The 17,921-nt window shown below is 68.2% G+C and carries 15 protein-coding genes; 10 read left to right on the forward strand and 5 right to left on the reverse strand.

Annotation, left to right across the window (positions count from 1 at the left end):
* Positions 1 to 21 precede the first annotated feature (21 nt).
* Positions 22 to 1,335 (forward strand): MFS transporter, encoded by a 1,314-nt coding sequence (locus ACQ66R_RS08250; RefSeq protein ID WP_430420909.1) that lies wholly within the window; start codon positions 22 to 24, stop codon positions 1,333 to 1,335.
* A gap of 8 nt (positions 1,336 to 1,343) precedes the next feature.
* Here the strand turns inward: ACQ66R_RS08250 and ACQ66R_RS08255 are convergent, their stop codons facing one another.
* Both ACQ66R_RS08255 and ACQ66R_RS08260 read right to left on the reverse strand, forming a co-directional pair.
* Positions 1,344 to 1,526, reverse strand: coding sequence for a CsbD family protein (locus ACQ66R_RS08255; protein WP_430420911.1), 183 nt, complete (start codon positions 1,524 to 1,526; stop codon positions 1,344 to 1,346).
* Positions 1,527 to 1,582: 56 nt separating this feature from the next.
* The gene (locus ACQ66R_RS08260; RefSeq protein WP_430420913.1) at positions 1,583 to 2,185 is read right to left on the reverse strand and encodes a TetR/AcrR family transcriptional regulator; all 603 of its coding nucleotides are present in this window, start codon (positions 2,183 to 2,185) and stop codon (positions 1,583 to 1,585) included.
* 86 nt (positions 2,186 to 2,271) lie between these two features.
* Here ACQ66R_RS08260 and ACQ66R_RS08265 point away from each other — a divergent pair, with 86 nt between their 5' ends.
* Complete coding sequence (locus ACQ66R_RS08265) at positions 2,272 to 2,619, forward strand: CC_3452 family protein (RefSeq protein ID WP_430420915.1); 348 nt, start codon at positions 2,272 to 2,274, stop codon at positions 2,617 to 2,619.
* Positions 2,620 to 2,719: 100 nt separating this feature from the next.
* On the opposite strand, the gene ACQ66R_RS08270 is transcribed toward ACQ66R_RS08265, so the two are convergent.
* Positions 2,720 to 5,116, reverse strand: a complete 2,397-nt coding sequence (locus ACQ66R_RS08270; protein WP_430420916.1) for a PAS domain S-box protein — start codon at positions 5,114 to 5,116, stop codon at positions 2,720 to 2,722.
* A 135-nt stretch (positions 5,117 to 5,251) separates the two neighbouring features.
* On the opposite strand from ACQ66R_RS08270, the gene ettA reads away from it, so the two are divergent.
* The 3 genes from ettA to ACQ66R_RS08285 all read left to right on the forward strand — a co-directional run bounded on the left by ettA (position 5,252) and on the right by ACQ66R_RS08285 (position 9,845).
* Positions 5,252 to 6,916, forward strand: a complete 1,665-nt coding sequence (ettA, locus tag ACQ66R_RS08275; RefSeq protein ID WP_430420918.1) for an energy-dependent translational throttle protein EttA — start codon at positions 5,252 to 5,254, stop codon at positions 6,914 to 6,916.
* A 204-nt stretch (positions 6,917 to 7,120) separates the two neighbouring features.
* Complete coding sequence (locus tag ACQ66R_RS08280; protein WP_430420920.1) at positions 7,121 to 8,581, forward strand: calcium-binding protein; 1,461 nt, start codon at positions 7,121 to 7,123, stop codon at positions 8,579 to 8,581.
* Positions 8,582 to 8,657: 76 nt separating this feature from the next.
* Positions 8,658 to 9,845: a calcium-binding protein gene (locus tag ACQ66R_RS08285; RefSeq protein WP_430420922.1), complete on the forward strand. Its 1,188-nt coding sequence runs from the start codon at positions 8,658 to 8,660 to the stop codon at positions 9,843 to 9,845.
* Positions 9,846 to 9,855: 10 nt separating this feature from the next.
* Here the strand turns inward: ACQ66R_RS08285 and ACQ66R_RS08290 are convergent, their stop codons facing one another.
* Positions 9,856 to 11,094, reverse strand: coding sequence for an MFS transporter (locus tag ACQ66R_RS08290; protein ID WP_430420924.1), 1,239 nt, complete (start codon positions 11,092 to 11,094; stop codon positions 9,856 to 9,858).
* A gap of 127 nt (positions 11,095 to 11,221) precedes the next feature.
* Complete coding sequence (locus ACQ66R_RS08295) at positions 11,222 to 11,725, reverse strand: hypothetical protein (RefSeq protein ID WP_430420926.1); 504 nt, start codon at positions 11,723 to 11,725, stop codon at positions 11,222 to 11,224.
* A 91-nt stretch (positions 11,726 to 11,816) separates the two neighbouring features.
* On the opposite strand from ACQ66R_RS08295, the gene ACQ66R_RS08300 reads away from it, so the two are divergent.
* From ACQ66R_RS08300 to metH, 5 genes are read left to right on the forward strand one after another with little or no spacing between them, the layout of a single operon-like run.
* The gene (locus ACQ66R_RS08300) at positions 11,817 to 12,788 is read left to right on the forward strand and encodes an ArsR/SmtB family transcription factor (protein WP_430420928.1); all 972 of its coding nucleotides are present in this window, start codon (positions 11,817 to 11,819) and stop codon (positions 12,786 to 12,788) included.
* Complete coding sequence (gene metF, locus ACQ66R_RS08305) at positions 12,785 to 13,720, forward strand: methylenetetrahydrofolate reductase [NAD(P)H] (RefSeq protein ID WP_430420930.1); 936 nt, start codon at positions 12,785 to 12,787, stop codon at positions 13,718 to 13,720. Before ACQ66R_RS08300 ends, metF begins: the two co-directional genes overlap by 4 nt.
* Complete coding sequence (locus ACQ66R_RS08310; protein ID WP_430420932.1) at positions 13,717 to 14,778, forward strand: homocysteine S-methyltransferase family protein; 1,062 nt, start codon at positions 13,717 to 13,719, stop codon at positions 14,776 to 14,778. The genes metF and ACQ66R_RS08310 overlap by 4 nt, the downstream gene beginning before the upstream one ends.
* The gene (locus tag ACQ66R_RS08315) at positions 14,778 to 15,242 is read left to right on the forward strand and encodes a DUF6882 domain-containing protein (protein WP_430420934.1); all 465 of its coding nucleotides are present in this window, start codon (positions 14,778 to 14,780) and stop codon (positions 15,240 to 15,242) included. The genes ACQ66R_RS08310 and ACQ66R_RS08315 overlap by 1 nt, the downstream gene beginning before the upstream one ends.
* Positions 15,243 to 17,891 (forward strand): methionine synthase, encoded by a 2,649-nt coding sequence (gene metH, locus ACQ66R_RS08320; RefSeq protein ID WP_430420936.1) that lies wholly within the window; start codon positions 15,243 to 15,245, stop codon positions 17,889 to 17,891. It abuts the gene before it with no gap.
* The last annotated feature ends 30 nt before the right edge of the window (positions 17,892 to 17,921 follow it).

The raw sequence follows: 17,921 nt of genomic DNA on the forward strand, positions 1-17,921 counted from the left end.
CGCCGCGACCCGCGGCCGCCGATGACCGTCGCCTCCCCGGTCTCCTCGCCCGCCACCCTGCGCAAGGTGGTCGCCGCCAGCATGATCGGCACCACCATCGAGTGGTACGATTTCTTCCTCTACGGCACCGCCGCGGCGCTGGTGTTCAACAAGCTGTTCTTCCCCGCTTCCGAGCCGCTGGTGGGGACCATGCTGGCCTTCGGCACCTACGCGCTGGGCTTCGTGGCCCGGCCGCTGGGCGGGGTGATCTTCGGCCACTACGGCGACCGGATCGGGCGCAAACGCCTCCTGATGCTGAGCCTGATCCTGATGGGCGCGGCGACCGTGCTCATCGGCTGCCTGCCGACCTTCGATCAGGTCGGCATCCTGGCGCCCATCCTGCTGATCGTCCTTCGGCTGGTGCAAGGCTTCGCGGTCGGTGGCGAGTGGGGCGGCGCGGTCCTGATCGTGGCCGAGCATGGCGACGCCGCGCGCCGCGGCTTCTGGACCAGCTTTCCACAGGCGGGCGTAGCGGCCGGCAGCCTGCTGGCCTCGGGCCTGCTGGCGGTGATGGCGGCGGTGCAGACCGAGGCTGACTTCCTGGCCTGGGGCTGGCGCGTGCCGTTCCTGCTGTCGGCGGTGCTGATCGGGGTGGGCTGGTGGATCCGCGCGACGGTCGACGAGAGCCCGACGTTCAAGGCGGTGGCCGCCGAGGTCCAGGCCCTGCCCAAGGCTCCGGCGCTGGAGGCCATCCAAAAGCGGCCCCTCCGTCTGCTGATCGGCGGCGGGCTCAAGTTCGCCGAGAACATCAGCTACTACATCGTCTCGGTGTTCACGATCACCTACGTGACCCAGGCCGTCGGCCTCTCGCGGCAGGTGGCCCTCAACGCGATCCTGATCGCCTCCGCGCTCCATGTGATCCTGATCCCCGCGTTCGGCTGGCTGTCCGACAGGATCGGACGGCGACCGGTCTACGCGTTCGGCGCGTTCGGGATGATGCTGTGGGCGTTTGCGTTCTTCAGCCTGCTGGACACGGCGAACCCGACGATGATCGTCGCGGCGTGCTGCGGAGCGCTGGTGTTCCACGCGGCGATGTATGGCGGACAGGCGGCGTTACTGGCCGAGATGTTCCCGACGCGATACCGCTATTCGGGAGTTTCGCTGGCCTACCAGGCCACGTCGATCTTCGCGGGCTCACTGGCGCCGCTGATCGCCGCCGCGCTCCTGGCGGCGACGGGTTCGGGCTTCCCGATCGCACTCTACGTTGCGGCAGCCTCGCTGGTGACGGGCATCGCCGCCCTCGCCGCACGGGAGACGCGCGGCAAGAGCTTCGACGAGATCGACGCCGAGGCGTAGATCAGAGACTACCTCTTGAGAACGTCCCGGGCCGCGTCCTTCAGGGCGCCCACGCCCTTCTGAACCTTGCCTTCGACGCGGTCGGCGGCGCCTTGCGCCTGCAGGTCGCGATCGCCCGTGGCCTTGCCGGCGGCTTCCTTGATCGAGCCCGTGATGTCCTTCGCGGCGCCCTTGGCTTCGTCCTTGTGCATGGCTTCGTCCTTCCGATTGATCAGGAAGGCCATACGCGGGGCGAGCGGAAGGGTTCCTAGGCTGCAGCTCGCGACGTGCGATCCAGCAGCGCCTCGAAGGCGGCCTGGGCCGAGCGGCGGGCGTCGGCGTCGCCCATCATCCGCCGCGCATCCGAGTGGCCCAGGACGAAGCTCTTCATCTGAAAGTAGGCGGCCTGGGCCTCGCGCTCCGACAGCGGCGGCTCCCGCAACCAGAGGAACTCGCGCGTCACAGTCTTTCGGAAGCCCTGCAGCTGCTTGTGCAGCAGGTCGCGGGGCGGGCCCGGCTGGTCGTCCAGCTCGACCGACAGCTGCATGAGCGGGCAGCCGCTTTCGGCCCAGTCGTCCTCGCACCATTGCATCCAGCGCTCGAACACCTTTTCCAGTCGCGGGCGGCCCGGCGGCAGCTGCGACGCCGGCAGCCAGATCAGCTCGCTGAAGCGGTCGGTGACCATCTGCACCACGGCCAGGTGCATGTCTTCCTTGGACTCGAAGTGCTTGAAGAGTCCGCTCTTGGACAGGCCGACGGCCTCGGCCACGTCGTTGAGACTGACGCCGGTGAGACCGCGCAGCGCCGCCTGGCGCGTGGCCTCATCGAGGATGCGGGCCTTCGTCGCTTCGCCCTTTTTCAATACGGCCAAGCCTCCCTGCTTGACAAAGTGACCGATCGTGCTCTTTTTAAGCCTTAGCGACCGGTCGTGCTCTTTTCTACCAAAAGGAACACGAAATGCAAAACTTCAGGTGTGTGAGCGCGATCGCGGCGATGGCTGTGTTCGCAGCGGGCGGCGCGTTTGCCCAGACGACGGGATACCGGGGCGAAGCACGGCTGGCGACCCCGTCGACGGCCCCGGTCGCGCAGACGATCGGCGGGGTGGCCTGGCGCTGCGACGGCGACGCCTGCCAGGGCGAGGCGGCGCGCAAGGGCAACGTCGACGGCGTGGTGCGCGAGTGCAAGAAGGTGGTGGCCGTGATCGGCCCCGTCGCCAGCTATCGGTCGGGCGCCCGCGAGCTGACGGACAGCCAGGTCCGCGCCTGCAACAAGGCCGCGATCCAGCTGCAGACCGCCCGCAACTAGTTCGATCCTCCCCTCGGTGCGGCGCTTTCGTTCTCGGCCGGCCAAGGGACACTCGCGGGGGAGGCGCAGGCCGCCTCTCCCGCGGCCTTTTCGCTTTCCGCTACGCTTCGGGTTTCTGACCTCGCGCGCGCCGGGCCTCTTCCAGGCGTACGACGCTGACCCGCGGGCGGGCCAGGAGCTTGGCGATGGCCCGGTTGAGGTCGGCCAGCCTGTAGGGCTTGCGCAGGATCGGGAATTCGGCGCCGATCCGGGCGGCGGCTTCGCTGTACCCCGTGGCCAGCAGCACCGGCGTCGCGGGCGACTGCACGCGGATCGTGCGGGCCATTTCCAGCCCGTCCACCTCGCCCGCCATCACGATGTCGCTCAGCACCAGATCGAACGGGCCGTCGGCCTCCAGCCGGCGCAGGCCCGCGAGCCCGCCCGAGGCGGCGACCACCTCGTGGCCCAGCTCCTCCAGCATCCGCGCCGCCACGTCGGCGACGTCGGGATTGTCCTCGACCAGCAGGATGCGGCCATGGCGGCTCAGTTCGGGCGCCTCGGGTTCGTCCTGCGCCTGCGGGGCGCGGTCTGCGCGAGGGAGATAGAGGGTGAAGGCGGCGCCGGCGCCCAGCTGGCTCGCCACGGTGACCTGTCCGCCCGACTGCTGGGCGAAGCCATAGACCTGGCTCAGGCCAAGGCCGGTGCCCTTGTCGACGTCCTTGGTGGTGAAGAAGGGGTCGAAGATGCGCGGCAGGATGTCGGGCGGGATGCCTGCGCCGGTGTCTTCCACGCTGAGCGCCACGAAGTCGCCCTGCAGCCGGTCCGGCGTCTCGGTTCCCTTAAGGGAACGGTTCTGGGCCCGCAGCTGGATGGACCCGCCCTTGGGCATCGCGTCGCGCGCGTTCACGGTCAGGTTCAGGACCGCCAGTTCAAACTCGCCGATGTCGACCGCGATCGGCCAGAGGTCGGGCGGCAGGTCCATCTCCAGCCGGATGCTGCGCGGCAGGCTGGCCGAAAGCAGCTCGCTCAGTCCCGTCGCCCGGTCGGCCAGCGACACCGGCGCCGGCGATAGGCGCTGGCGGCGCGAGAACGACAACAGATGGCGGGTCAGCTCCTCACCCCGGCGCGCGGACGCCTCCACCGCATCGAGGGCGCGCAACGACCGGGCGTCGTCCTTGAGGTGGCGGCGCAGCAACTGGGCCTGTCCGCTGACCACCATGAGCAGGTTGTTGAAGTCGTGGGCCACCCCGCCGGTCAGCTTGCCCAGCGCCTCGAGCTTCTGGCTCTGCGCCAGCTGCTCGTGGGCCCGCTGCAGCTCCAGCTGGGCGCGTCGCTTGTCGGTGATGTCGCGGGTGATCTTGGCGAAGCCGATCAGGCCGCCGTCCTCGTCGCGGATCGCGTCGATGATCACGGACGCCCAGAACAGGCTGCCGTCCTTGCGCACCCGCCAGCCCTCGGCTTCGTAGCGCCCCTGATCGGTGGCGGTCTTCAAGGCGCGCAGCGGCGTGCCCGCCGCGCGGTCGTCGCGGGTGTAGAAGGTCGAGAAGTGCCGCCCCACGATCTCGTCGGCGGCGTAGCCCTTGATGTGCTGGGCGCCGGTGTTCCAGTTGGCGACCACGCCGTTCGGATCGAGCATATAGATCGCGTAGTCTGTCACGCCGGACACCAGCGTGCGGAACTGCCGCTCGCTCTGGATCAGCGCCTCCTGCGCCGCCTTCTTCTCCGAGACGTCGCGGGTGATCTTGGCGAAGCCGATGAAGCGGTCGTCCTCGTCATAGATCGGGTCGATCACCACCGAAGCCCAGAAGCGCCCACCGTCCTTACGCACGCGCCAGCCTTCGGCGTCGAAGCGTCCGTCACGCAGCGCCGTCTCCAGCGCCCGGGCGGGCATGCCGGCCTGCCGGTCCTTGGGCGTGTAGAAGACACTGAAGTGCAGCCCGACGATCTCGGCGTCGGCGTAGCCCTTGATCTGCTGGGCGCCGCGGTTCCAGTTGGTCACCATGCCGTTTGGGTCGAGCATGCAGATCGCGTAGTCGGTCACCCCCTCCACCAGCAGCCGGTAGCGGCGCTCGCTCTGGGCCAGAGCCAGTTGGGTGTTGCGCTCGCGGGTCATGTCGCGCGTGACCTGAGCGTAGCCGATCAGCTCGCCGTCGTGGGCGCGGACGGCGTGCAGCGTGTCCATGGCCCAGAACCGCGTGCCATCCTTGCGCACCCGCCACCCTTCGGCCTCGACCCGACCGTCGGCCGCGGCGGTGGCCAGGAGTCGCTCCGGCGCGCCGGCGGCGCGGTCCTCGGGCGTGAAGAACAGGGAAATATGGCGGCCTGCGACGTCGGCCTGGCCATAGCCCTTCAGCCGCTCGGCGCCCGTGTTCCAGGTGGTCACGCAGCCATCGCCATCCATCATGTAGATGGCGTGATCGGTGACGGCGTCGACAAGGTATTGCAGCGCGCTGTCGTCGGTTTTGTCGGTCCGCGCGCCGGGCGGATGGCCCTGCGGCGGCTTGTCTTTGGCCCGCACCGGCGAGTTCCCCTCACACCCCTCATGAGCCCAACGCGCGGACCGCGACGGGGTTCCGCCGTTGCGCCGGGGCCTCCCCGCCGCTATCTGCTCGCGCGACTTTCCCGACACACCGACCAGCGAGCAGCACGCCCCATGGCGCAGCAGTACATTTTCCAGATGCAGGGCCTGACCAAGGCCTTCCCCGGCAGCGCCAAGAAGCTCTTCGAGAACATCTGGCTGTCGTTCTATCCGGACGCCAAGATCGGCGTCGTTGGGGTCAACGGCTCGGGCAAGTCGACCCTGCTCAAGATCATGTCGGGCATCGACAAGGACTTCACCGGCGAGGCCTTCGCGGCCGACGGCATCAAGCGCGGCTACCTCGAGCAGGAGCCCAAGCTGGACGAGAAGCTGGACGTCTGGGGCAACGTCATCTCGTGGTGCGAGGAAAAGCAGATATTCGACCGCTACAACGCCGTCGCGGCCCAGATGGGCGAGGAATACACCGACGAGCTGATGGAGGAGATGACCCAGCTCCAGGAGAAGCTGGACGCGGGCGACCTCTGGGACATCGACAGCCGTATCGAGATGGCGATGGACGCGCTGCGCTGCCCGCCCAACGACTGGCCGGTCGACAAGCTGTCGGGCGGTGAGCGCCGCCGCGTGGCCCTGGCCCGGCTGCTGCTGGCCAAGCCCGACATGCTGTTGCTGGACGAGCCTACCAACCACCTCGACGCCGAGAGCGTGGCCTGGTTGCAGCACCACCTGGAAGCCTTCCCAGGCTGCGTGATCCTGGTCACCCACGACCGCTACTTCCTGGACCAGGTCACGAAGTGGACGCTCGAGCTCGATCGCGGCAAGGGCATCCCCTACGAGGGCAACTACTCCTCGTGGCTGGAGCAGAAGACCAAGCGCCTGGCGCAGGAGGAGCGCGAGGAAGCCGGCAAGAAGCGCACGATCGAGCGCGAACTTGAGTGGGTGCGCTCGTCGCCCTCGGCCCGCCGCAGCAAGTCCAAGGCCCGCCTCGCGGCCTTCGAGCAGTTGCAGAACGAGGCCGACCGCCAGAAGCAGACCTTCGCTCAGATTCAGATTCCGCCGGGCCCGCGCCTGGGCAACGTCGTGATCGAAGCCGAGGCCCTTGAGAAGGAATACGGCGACAAGCTGCTGTTCAAGGACCTGTCCTTCAAGTTGCCCCCGGGCGGCATCGTGGGCGTCATCGGTCCGAACGGGGCCGGCAAGACCACGCTGTTCAAGATCATCACCGGCCAGGAGACCCCCGACGCCGGCGCCGTGCGCCTGGGCGAGACGGTCAAGCTGGCCTACGTCGATCAGAGCCGCGACAATCTCGACCCGAACAAGAACGTCTGGGAGGAGATCTCGGGCGGCCTCGACGTCATGAAGGTGGGCAGCCGCGAGATCCCGTCGCGGGCCTACGTCGGCAGCTTCAACTTCAAGGGCGGCGACCAGCAGAAGAAGGTGGGCCTGCTGTCGGGCGGTGAGCGCAACCGCGTCCACCTGGCCAAGACCCTGGCCTCGGGCGGCAACGTCCTGATGCTCGACGAACCGACCAACGACCTGGACGTGGAAACCCTGGGCGCCCTGGAATCGGCCCTCGAGGACTTCCCCGGCTGCGCCGTGGTCATCAGCCACGACCGCTTCTTCCTGGACCGCCTGGCCACCCACATCCTGGCCTTCGAGGGCGACTCCAAGGTCGAGTGGTTCGAGGGCAACTTCGAGGCCTATGAGGAAGACAAGAAGCGCCGCCTGGGCGCCGACAGCCTCATCCCCCACAGGATCAAGTTCCAGAAGTTCACGCGGTAGGCGCGCGGTTGAGCTTTGACGCCTGACCGCCGCTAGGCGGTGGTCAGTGCTGCGGCGGCGCGCCCTGCGTGTTTGGGGCCGCCAGCGCCGAGCCCTTCCACGATCACCGCGACACTTGTCGGCGGCGCCGGGTTGTACGCCCCGGACCAACCTCTACTGTTGGACGCATCGCGCGGCGGCGCGTGATGGCGGGGGATGGGGCGAATGGCGTTTCAATACAGTGTCGTCTTGTCTGATCCGACAAGCTCCCTGACCGCCGAAGAAGTCAGGGGCCTGATCGCGAACGCGCGCGCCGCAATGGACATATTCTCGCGTCACATTGACGGGCTCGGCTCGATCGACATCGAGATCCGGATCGATCCAAGCATCTCGGGAGCCAACGCGACCTCTCCGTACGTTGTACGTAAAGGCGTCAACGCTGCTGGAAGAGACGTCGTCCAACTCGGCGCGACGAACGAACTTCTCACCGGCTCCGACGGTAACGGCGCAACGGCCGATACGATCGTCACCATCAGCCCGGCCTACCTGCGCAGCTTCCTATGGATCGATCCCGATCCGACGGTTCGCTCCACTCCGATCCCAGGGCAGCGGTTCGACGCTGTAAGCTTCTTCCTGCACGAAATATCTCATGGATTTTCGTTTGGAGGATACAAGGACTGGGATTCTGGAATGCTATCTTCCGGTAATACCGTAACCGTATACGACGAGCTTGTCGTAACGGCCCCAGGGAAACTCACAACATTCAATGGGCCGAATGCTATTTCGGTCTATGGCGCCCCGGTACCTCTATCGACCGGCGAGGGTGTGCTCGGCCAGATATACCATCATTATGGGCGCACCAAGGACAGCTCTGACCTTCTGAATATGGGGCTGATGACAGGAGGTAACTTTGCGCCCGGAGGCTATCGCCTGTTCTTGGACAGGATAGACCTCGCCATCTTCAGGGATACAGGCATCAACGCGTTGGCAAGTCCAATCGCCGACGTGGGCGGCGCGCGATTGCAGGGGTTCGCCGCAGACGATGTGATGATGGGCGGAGCAGGTCCCGACACGCTGAACGGGGCCTCTGGGAACAACACCATCAGCGGGGGATCGTCCGCCGACATCATCACCGTCAGCAGTGGCTCGAACTACCTGCGAGGCGATGAGGGCGCTGACTCCATTCTGGGCGGGTCCGGCTTCGACGACATCAATGGCAACATGGGCGACGACGTCGCTTCGGGCGGGGCGGGCGACGACTGGGTCGTCGGCGGCAAGGACAACGATCGTCTGTCCGGAGACGGCGGTAACGACCTCGTCTACGGCAATCTCGGGAACGACACCTGCGACGGCGGAGATGGGAACGACATCGTCCGCGGCGGCCAGGGCGACGACGTGGTGACGGCGGGCGCGGGCGCCGACTTCGTCTCGGGCGATCTGGGCAGCGATACGCTGAGCGGCGGCGCGGGCGCCGACATCTTCAACACCTTCGCCGAGACCGGGCTGGATCGGGTGCTGGACTTCAGGATCGCCGAGGGGGACCGCGTGCAGGTCGCGCCCGGCACGACCTACACCCTGGCTCAGGTCGGCGCCGATACGGTGATCTCCATGACCGGCGGCGGCCAGATGATCCTGGTCGGCGTGCAGCTCAGCTCGCTGACGCCGGGCTGGATCTTCGGGGCATAACCTCAGCTTAACGGCCGGCGATTGACCTTGTGGCGCGCCGGGGTCAGCTTCGGCGCACACCTGAGGGGTCCAGCACATGCCTGCGTTCAACGGCGGCGACAGCGCGGACGTTTTCGTCGGCGACGGTTCGCCCGACACGTTCATCGGGGCGGCGGGCGGCGACACGGTCTCGGGCGACGTCGGCTTCGATCTGTTCGTCATCGACAACGGCCACAGCCCCGCGGCGACAGCCATCAGCACGCCGGCGGCGATCGACGTCATCACCGACTGGAGCAGCAGGGACCGGCTTCTTTTCGTCGGGGCGAACCCGGCGGTGTTCGGATCGGTCGGCCAGGGCGCCGCCGACACCTATGAGGAGGCGTACAATCAGGCGGTCTCGGCCTTCGGCGGCCAGGGCCGCGAGTATTTCGCCGTCAGCGTGGGCGCCGATGTCTTCGTCTTCGCGATCCGCACCGGCCAGGCGGTGAAGCTGCTGAACACCAACCTGATCGACGTGCAGCGCTTCAACTTCGTCACCGGCTCGCTTTCGGGCGGCCTGGTGGAAACCGGCTCCGAAGGCGGCGTGCTGCGTCAGCTGAGCGAGGGCCCGGACCAGTTCGTGGGCGGCTCGGGCGCCGACACCGTCACGGGCGGTGATGGCGCCGACACCCTGGGCGGCGGCGCGGGCGACGACCAGGTGTTCGGCGGCATCGGGGCGGACTCGATCACCGGCGGCGACGGCTCCAACTACCTGCGCGGCGAAGAGGGCGATGACATCGTCACCGGCGGCGCGGGCTTCGACGACATCAACGGCAACATGGGCCGCGACACGCTCAGCGGCGGCGCGGGCAACGACTGGGTCGTGGGCGGCAAGGATGAGGACATCCTGTTCGGGGAGTCCGGCAATGACCTTGTGTACGGCAACCTCGGCAACGACACCGTCGGCGGCGGCGGCGGGGATGACATCGTGCGCGGCGGCCAGGGCGACGATCTGGTCCGCGGCGATGAGGGCCGCGACACCCTGTCGGGCGACCTGGGCAACGACACGCTGGACGGCGGCCTGGGCGCGGACCTGTTCCTGTCGTTTGCGACGACCGGCCTCGACAAGATCATCGGCTTCAACGCCGGCGAAGGCGACCGACTGCAGCTGGAGCCCGGGACGACGTTCACCCTCAGCCAGGAGGGCGCCGACGTGCTCGTGAACCTCGGCTTCACCAACCGCATCATCATCGAGGGCGTTCAGCTCTCGCTGCTGCCCGACGGCTGGATCTACGTCGCGGGCTGATCCGCCGACCCTACGGCATCTCGCGGAGTCGCCGTAGCGAGCTGGGGAACGACAGCAGCGGCGCGGCGGCAAGGCCCGCGACGCCGACCCAGATCGCGCCGCGTACGCCCATGACCTCACCCAGCAGCCCGCCCAGCAGCGCGCCGACCACGACCAGCCCGCCGGTCGCCGCCTTGTAGGCCGCGTTCACGCGTCCCAGCACCTGGACAGGCATCACGGTCTGGATCAGCGTCGTCCCCAGGATCATGGTGGTGACGCCCAGCAGATCGCCCAGGATCTGCGACACCACCAGGAAGCTCATTCCCGCAGCCGGATTGCCCGGCGAGAGCGGAATGATGGCGACCGACAGCGCCACCAGGACCTGGGCGCCGACGAAAGTGGATCCGACGCCTAGGCGCCGTGACGCCGGTCCGGCGACCGCCGCGCCGACCAGCGCGCCCACGCCGCCCGCGGCGATGGTCAGGCCGAGCAGCGCGGGCGTCAGGCCCACCACCTCGACGCAGAACAGGATGTAGAGCGCGCTGAAGATCCCGCCGCCCAGCGACTGCATCCACGAACTCAGGAAGACAGGCCGCACCAGCGGATGGCGCAACGCCACGGCGAAGCCCAGCCGAATGTCATCCGTCCAGCGGGCGTGGGGCTCTGGGCGCGGCGCGGACTCCGGCCTGCGGATGCCGGACAGGAACAGCGCCGAGACCAGGTAGGTGGCGGCGTTGACGGCGATGGCGATAGGCGCGGCCAGGAGCTGGAACAGCACCCCGGCCAGCGCCGGACCGCCGATCTCGGCCACGGACTCGGTCGCCGAGAAACTGGCGTTGGCGCGGGCGATCTGATCGCGCGCCACCAGCGACGGCAGGTAAGCGTGGTCGGCGATTTCGAAGAGCACGCTGGCCGCCCCCACCAGGGCCGCGGCGATATACAGCTGGGGCAGGGTCAGCGCGCCCAGCAGCGCCGCGATCGGGATGGTGGCGAGCACAGCGGCGCGCACGAGGTCGGCGGCCATCATGATCCCGCGCCGACGGCTGCGGTCAACGAAACCGCCGGCTGCGAGCCCGACCAGCAAGGCCGGTCCGTGCGAGATCGCGGCCAGCAGGCCGACCTGCCCGGGCGACGCCCCCAGGCTCAGCACGGCGGCGATGGGCAGGCCTTCGCGCGTGATGCGGGCGCCGAAGGCCGAGATGCTCTGGGCCATCCAGAGGCGGGCAAAATCGCGATCGCGCCACAGGGCGTGCGCAGGAGATTGGGACATGGGAACACAGCGATAGACGGCGGCCATGCGGCCGGAGCCACGCGCGCGGCGTGGGACGAGGTGAGCCGATTTCAGGGCCGCCGCGCGGGCTCACCCCGCGGCTTTAAGGCCAGACAGCCCTTAGACGTCAAGCTCGAGCAAGGAAGTCGGCGATCTCGCGGTCGCTCCGCAGCCGCACGATCCGGGCGTGTCCGCCGTGTTCGGCCAGGGCGCGTTCCAGGCGCGGGCGGACCTTGCGATTGTAGGTGAGGATGAAGTGATAGAACTTAAGGTCGATGGTCTCGCCACAGCCTTCGGCCATGTCGGGCCGGGTCCCGTCGCGGTACTGGACCACGCGCCGGATCGCCCGCGCCAGGCAGAGCCAGGGCGGCAGGTCCAGCCAGATGATCGTGTCGGCAGCCGGCATCCGCAGATGCCATGAGCCGCCGAAATTGCCGTCGCTGATCCAGGCCTCGCCGGCCTGATAGTCCAGGATCAGGGCGTTGAACTCGTCGTCGTCCCGCTCGGTCCAGCCCGGCTTCCAGAACAGCACGTCAAGGTGGACGACCGGCAGGTCCAGCTTCGCGCCCAACCGTCGCGCCAGGGTCGACTTGCCCGCGCCCGAGTTCCCGATGATCAGCACCCGGCGCATGGCGGCCTCCATCGGAACCGGGCTATATTCGTCCGTCGGCGCCGCCGCCATTCACTTGACGTTAGCACATATAAAGATATCTTTATGTGCAATGAAACTGTCCGCCAAACAGACCGTCGATGTGCTGCGCGCCGCGGGCGAGCCGACGCGGCTGCGCATCCTGGCGCTGCTTGAGCGCGAGGAACTGGCGGTGCTCGAGCTGTGCCGCGTGCTGGACCAGAGCCAGCCGCGCGTTTCCCGACATCTGAAGCTCCTGGCCGAGGCAGGCCTGGTCGAGCGGTTCCCAGACGGGGCCTGGGTGTTCTACCGGCTGTCCAGCGCCGGGCGGCAGCGCGAGGTGATCGGCCAGGTCCTTTCGCACATCAACGCCGAAGACCCCGTTCTGGCCCGCGATCGGCGCAAGCTGGACGACGTGCAGGCCGAACGCGCCGACGCCGCCCAGGCCTACTTCGCCGAGAACGCCGCGCAGTGGGACCAGATCCGCTCGCTCTACGTCTCGGACGACCACGTCGAGACCGAGGTTCAGGCGGTCGCCGGCCGTGGACGGGTCGGCAAGCTGGTCGACCTGGGCAGCGGCACCGGCCGGATGCTGACCCTTCTGGGCCCTCAGGCCGATCAGGCCCTGGGTCTCGACCTGTCGCAGCAGATGCTGAACATCGCGCGCCGCAACGTGACCGAAGCCGGGCTGACCAACGTCGAGCTGCGGCACGGCGACATCTTCGACACCCGCCTTCCCGAGGCCTCGGCCGACCTGGTGGTCGTCCACCAGGTGCTGCACTATCTGGGCGACCCCGCCGCCGCCGTCCGCGAGGCAGCCCGCGTGGTCGCGCCCGGCGGCAAGCTGATCATCGTCGACTTCGCCCCGCACAAGCACGAGTTCCTGCGCGAGCAGCACCAGCATCGCCGCCTGGGGTTCTCGGACGAAGAGATGGCCCGCTGGCTTGGCGAGGCCGAACTGCCGTCTGTCCAAATGCACGCCCTGCCGCCCACCCGGGCCGACGGGCTGACCGTGAAGATCTGGGCCGCGCAGCGCGCGCCCACCGCCTTGAGGAGCGCCGCGTGAGTCCGGCTGAAACTGCATTAGGTCCCGTGGCGCGCGCCGGCGCCGGCCAGGGTCCGCGTCCCCGCATCTCGTTCGAGTTTTCGCCGCCCAAGGGCCCGAAGAGCGAGGAGAGCCTGTGGGAGGCGATCCGCCGCCTTGAGCCCCTGAACCCCGAGTTCGTGTCGGTGACCTATGGCGCCGGCGGCTCGACGCGCGAGCGCACCCACCGCACGGTCGTGCGGATCCTCAAGGAAACGACGCTGAAGCCGGCCGCGCACCTGACCTGCGTGGAAGCGAGCCGGGCCGAAGTGGACGAGGTGATCCGGGACTACTGGGACGCCGGCATCCGCCACATCGTGGCCCTGCGCGGCGACCCGCCCGGCTCTCTGGGCGGCGCCTATACGCCGCGCGCCGACGGCTATCAGAACGCGACCGAACTGACGGCCGGAATCAGGGCGATCGCGCCGTTCGAAGTGAGCGTGGGCGTCTATCCGCAGATCCACCCCGAGAGCCCGTCGGTCGACCACGACATCGAGGTCCTGAAGGCCAAGGTGGATGCGGGCGCGACGCGGGCCATCTCGAACTTCTTCTTCGATATCGACGGCTACCTCCGGTTCGTGGACCGCATCCGCAAGGCGGGCGTCGAGGTGCCGATCCTGCCGGGCATCATGCCGGTCTCCAGCTTCGAGGGCCTGCGCAACATGTCGGGCCGCATTGGGGTGGCGATCCCGCCCTGGCTGGCCAACCACTTCGAAGGCCTGGACGCCGATCCCGAGACCCGCAAGCTGGTCGCCGCCTCGGTGGCCGCCGAAATGTGCGCCAAGCTGGCCGAGGAAGGCTTCTCCGACTTCCACTTCTACACGCTGAACCGCGCCGACCTGACCTACGCGATCTGTCGGATCCTGGGCGTGCGTGAAACCCCGACTGCCGAACCGAAGGAAGCCGCCGCATGACCCGGCAAGACCGCATCGCGGCGCTGAAGGCCGCCGCCAAGGAGCGCGTGCTCATCCTGGACGGCTCATGGGGCGTCATGTTCCAGAAGCGCGGCCTGTCCGAAGACGACTACCGCGGCGACCGCTTCAAGGACCATCCCGGCCAGATGAAGGGCAACAACGACATCCTGTGCCTGACCCGGCCGGATATCGTCGCCGACCTGCACGACCAGTACTACGCCGCCGGCGCCGACATCAGCGAGACCAACACCTTCTCGGCCACAAGCATCGGCCAGGGCGAGTACGCTCAGGAAGCCGCCGTGCGCGACATCAATCTGCAGGGCGCCCGCATCGCCCGCGAGGTCGCCGACCGCTGGACGGCGAAGGAGCCGCACAAGCCGCGCTTCGTCGCGGGCTCCATCGGCCCGCTGCCGGTGATGCTGTCGATGAGCTCGGACGTGAACGATCCCGGCGCGCGCAAGGTGACCTTCGACCAGGTCTACGAGGCCTATCGCGAGCAGGTGAAGGCGCTGCATGAGGGCGGCGTCGACATGTTCCTGATCGAGACCATCACCGACACCCTGAACTGCAAGGCGGCGATCAAGGCGGTCCTCGATCTGCAGGACGAGGGCTACGAGCCGCTGCCGATCTGGATCTCGGGCACCATCACCGACCGGTCGGGCCGCACGCTGAGCGGCCAGACGGTGGAGGCGTTCTGGAACTCGGTGCGCCACGCCAAGCCGTTCGCCATCGGCCTGAACTGCGCCCTGGGCGCCGACCTGATGCGGCCGCACATCGCCGAACTGGCGCGCGTAGCCGACACCCTGGTCTCCGCCTATCCCAACGCGGGCCTGCCCAACGCCATGGGCGAGTACGACGAGGAGCCGCACCAGACCGGCCACCAGCTGCACGAGTGGGCCGAGCAGGGCCTGGTCAACATCCTGGGCGGCTGCTGCGGCACCACGCCGGACCACATCCGCCACGTGGCCGACGCCGTGCGCGGCCTGAAGCCACGCCAGCCTCCCCAGCGGCCCCGGGCCATGCGCCTGGCGGGGCTCGAGCCGTTCGAACTCGCCTGATGCAGGCGCCCGAATGGTATGACGCCTGGTGCGAGGAAGCGTTCGAGACCTTTCGCACCAAGCAGAACGCGCTGACCGAGACCTACCGTCTCGCGTCGTGGGAGCGCTACGACTACGACACCGCCGCCGGGACCCTGACCTTCTCCGACCAGGGTCGGCCGAAGGTGCTGGCCGACATCCAGGTCATCGGGACCATCGGCGCCGACGACTGGCTCTGGGGCTGGGCCAACGAGAACTGGCCGGCGCTCAGCACCGCCGGCATGCGCGCCGTCCGCGACTTCGGCGCCGAGCATGGCATCGAAGAGCTGACCACCGAGCGCCTCGAGAGCGACGATCTGCCCGGCCTGGGCTGGATGCTGGCGGCGATCTCGGCTCGCGTTCTCGACGCCGAGGGCGCATATCGCGCGCCGTCCGGCGACGGCGCGGTCTACCTGCTGATCCGATCCATCAAGTCTGTGAGCTGAATGCGCCCCATCTTCATCAACGTCGGCGAACGCACCAACGTCACCGGCTCGGCCAAATTCCGGAAGCTGATCGCCGAGGGCAACTATCCCGAGGCGCTGTCGGTCGCGCGCCAGCAGGTCGAGGCCGGGGCACAGGTCATCGACGTCAACATGGACGAAGGACTGCTCGATTCGGTCGCGGCCATGCGGACCTACCTGAACCTGATCGCGGCGGAGCCCGACATCGCGCGGGTGCCGGTGATGATCGACTCGTCCAAGTGGGAGGTGATCGAGGCCGGGCTGAAGTGCGTTCAGGGCAAGGCGATCGTGAATTCGATCTCCATGAAGGAAGGCGAGGCCAAGTTCCTGGAGCAGGCGCGGGCGTGCCTGCGCTATGGCGCCGCCGTTGTCGTCATGGCGTTCGACGAAGTGGGTCAGGCCGACACCGCCGACCGCAAGGTCGAGATCTGCAAGCGCGCCTACGATCTGCTGGTGAACGAGGTGGGATTCCCGCCCGAAGACATTATCTTCGATCCCAACATCTTCGCCGTGGCGACGGGCATCGAGGAGCACGACAACTACGCCGTCGACTTCATCGAGGCGACGCGGCGGATCAAGGAACTCTGCCCGTACGCGCGTGTCTCGGGCGGTGTCTCGAACGTCAGCTTCTCGTTCCGCGGCAACGAGCCGGTGCGGCGCGCGATCCACTCGGTCTTCCTCTACCACGCGATCGCGGCGGGCATGGACATGGGCATCGTCAACGCCGGCGACCTGCCGGTCTACGACGACATCCCCGAGGAGCTGCGCGAGGCGGTCGAGGACGTGATCCTGAACCGGCCGCAGCGGACCGCCGTCTCCAACACCGAGCGCCTGGTCGACCTGGCGCCGAAGTACAAGGGCGGCAAGTCCGAGGCCAAGGGGCCAAACCTGGCCTGGCGCGACCAGCCGGTCGAAGGCCGCCTCAGCCACGCCCTGGTCCACGGCATCACCGACTTCATCGAGGCCGACACCGAGGAGGCCCGCCTGGCCGCCGAGCGGCCGCTGCACGTCATCGAAGGCCCGCTGATGGACGGGATGAACGTGGTCGGCGACCTGTTCGGCGCGGGCAAGATGTTCCTGCCCCAGGTGGTCAAGTCGGCCCGGGTGATGAAGCAGGCCGTCGCCTACCTGATGCCCTTCATGGAGGCCGAGAAGGACGGCGGCGAGCGCCAGAGCGCCGGCAAGATCCTCATGGCCACGGTCAAGGGCGATGTCCACGACATCGGCAAGAACATCGTGGGCGTGGTCCTGCAGTGCAACAACTACGAGGTCGTCGACCTGGGCGTGATGGTCCCCTGCGACCGCATCCTGGACGAGGCGATCGCGCACAACGTCGACATCGTGGGCCTGTCGGGGCTGATCACCCCCAGCCTGGACGAGATGGTCTATGTGGCCTCCGAGATGGAGCGGCGCGGCATGACGATGCCCCTGCTGATCGGCGGCGCCACCACGTCGAAGACCCACACCGCCGTGAAGATCTCGCAGCGCTATCCGTCCGGCTCGACCACCTATGTGCTGGACGCCAGCCGCGCGGTGGGCGTGGTCTCGAACCTGCTGTCGCCGACCGAAAAGTCGAAGTTCCTGGCCGACACCGAGGCCGACTACGAGAAGGTGCGCGCGCAGTTCGCTCGCGGCCAGGGCAACCGCGCCCGCGCCACCCTGCAGGAGGCGCGCGACAACGCCTTCACGCCCGACTGGACTGCGTACGATCCGCCCAAGCCCACGTTCCTGGGCACGCGCACCTTCGCGCCCTACGACCTGCCGGAGCTGCGCCGCCACATCGACTGGACGCCGTTCTTCGCCAGCTGGGAGCTGGTGGGCCGCTTCCCCGCCATCCTTGAGGACGACGTGGTCGGCAAGGCCGCCACCGACCTCTACAACGACGCCCAGCGCATGCTGGACCGCATCCTCCAGGAGGGCCTGCTCGAGGCCCGCGGGGTGGTGGGCTTCTGGCCGGCCAACGCCGACGGCGACGACGTGATCGTCTACGCCGACGAGACCCGCACCACCGAGCTTGCCCGACTGCACACCCTGCGCCAGCAGATGCTGAAGACCGGCGACGGCGCCAACGTGGCCATGTCCGACTTCGTGGCGCCCGTGGGGACCAAGCCCGACTATATCGGCGGCTTCGCGGTGACCGCCGGGCACGGCGAGCTGGCCCAGGCCAAGGCGTTCAAGGACGCCGGCGACGACTATTCCGCGATCCTGTTCACGGCGCTGGCCGATCGCCTCGCCGAGGCCTTCGCCGAAGCCCTGCACCGCAAGGTCCGCACCGAGCTGTGGGGCTATGCCCCCGACGAAGCGTTCGACATCGACACCCTGGTCGCCGAGCAGTACCGCGGCATCCGCCCGGCCCCCGGCTATCCGATGCAGCCCGACCACACCGAGAAGGCCACGCTCTTCCAGCTGCTGAGCGCCACCGAGGCGGCAGGCATCGAGCTCACCGAAAGCTTCGCCATGAACCCGCCGGCCGCGGTCTCGGGCGTCTACTTCGCCCACCCCGAGGCCCACTACTTCGGGGTCGGCCGCATCGAGAAGGACCAGGTCGCGGACTACGCGAAGCGCAAGGGCTGGGACCTGCGTACCGCCGAACGCTGGCTGGCCCCCATCCTCAACTATGAGCCCGCCTGATGACCCCCGAAGCCCGCAACAAGCTGTTCG

This window comes from Phenylobacterium sp., from assembly GCF_965284355.1.
In the GTDB taxonomy this organism is placed as follows: Bacteria; Pseudomonadota; Alphaproteobacteria; order Caulobacterales; family Caulobacteraceae; genus Phenylobacterium.

Coding starts and splice junctions, on each gene's coding strand:
- ACQ66R_RS08250 (WP_430420909.1), top strand. CDS start 22: ATGACCGTCGCCTCCCCGGTCTCCTCGCCCGCCACCCTGCGCAAGGTG.
- ACQ66R_RS08280 (WP_430420920.1), top strand. CDS start 7,121: ATGGCGTTTCAATACAGTGTCGTCTTGTCTGATCCGACAAGCTCCCTG.
- ACQ66R_RS08290 (WP_430420924.1), bottom strand. CDS start 11,094: ATGTCCCAATCTCCTGCGCACGCCCTGTGGCGCGATCGCGATTTTGCC.
- ACQ66R_RS08255 (WP_430420911.1), bottom strand. CDS start 1,526: ATGCACAAGGACGAAGCCAAGGGCGCCGCGAAGGACATCACGGGCTCG.
- ACQ66R_RS08310 (WP_430420932.1), top strand. CDS start 13,717: ATGACCCGGCAAGACCGCATCGCGGCGCTGAAGGCCGCCGCCAAGGAG.
- ACQ66R_RS08285 (WP_430420922.1), top strand. CDS start 8,658: ATGCCTGCGTTCAACGGCGGCGACAGCGCGGACGTTTTCGTCGGCGAC.
- ACQ66R_RS08300 (WP_430420928.1), top strand. CDS start 11,817: ATGAAACTGTCCGCCAAACAGACCGTCGATGTGCTGCGCGCCGCGGGC.
- ACQ66R_RS08265 (WP_430420915.1), top strand. CDS start 2,272: ATGCAAAACTTCAGGTGTGTGAGCGCGATCGCGGCGATGGCTGTGTTC.
- ACQ66R_RS08315 (WP_430420934.1), top strand. CDS start 14,778: ATGCAGGCGCCCGAATGGTATGACGCCTGGTGCGAGGAAGCGTTCGAG.
- metH (WP_430420936.1), top strand. CDS start 15,243: ATGCGCCCCATCTTCATCAACGTCGGCGAACGCACCAACGTCACCGGC.
- ettA (WP_430420918.1), top strand. CDS start 5,252: ATGGCGCAGCAGTACATTTTCCAGATGCAGGGCCTGACCAAGGCCTTC.
- ACQ66R_RS08295 (WP_430420926.1), bottom strand. CDS start 11,725: ATGCGCCGGGTGCTGATCATCGGGAACTCGGGCGCGGGCAAGTCGACC.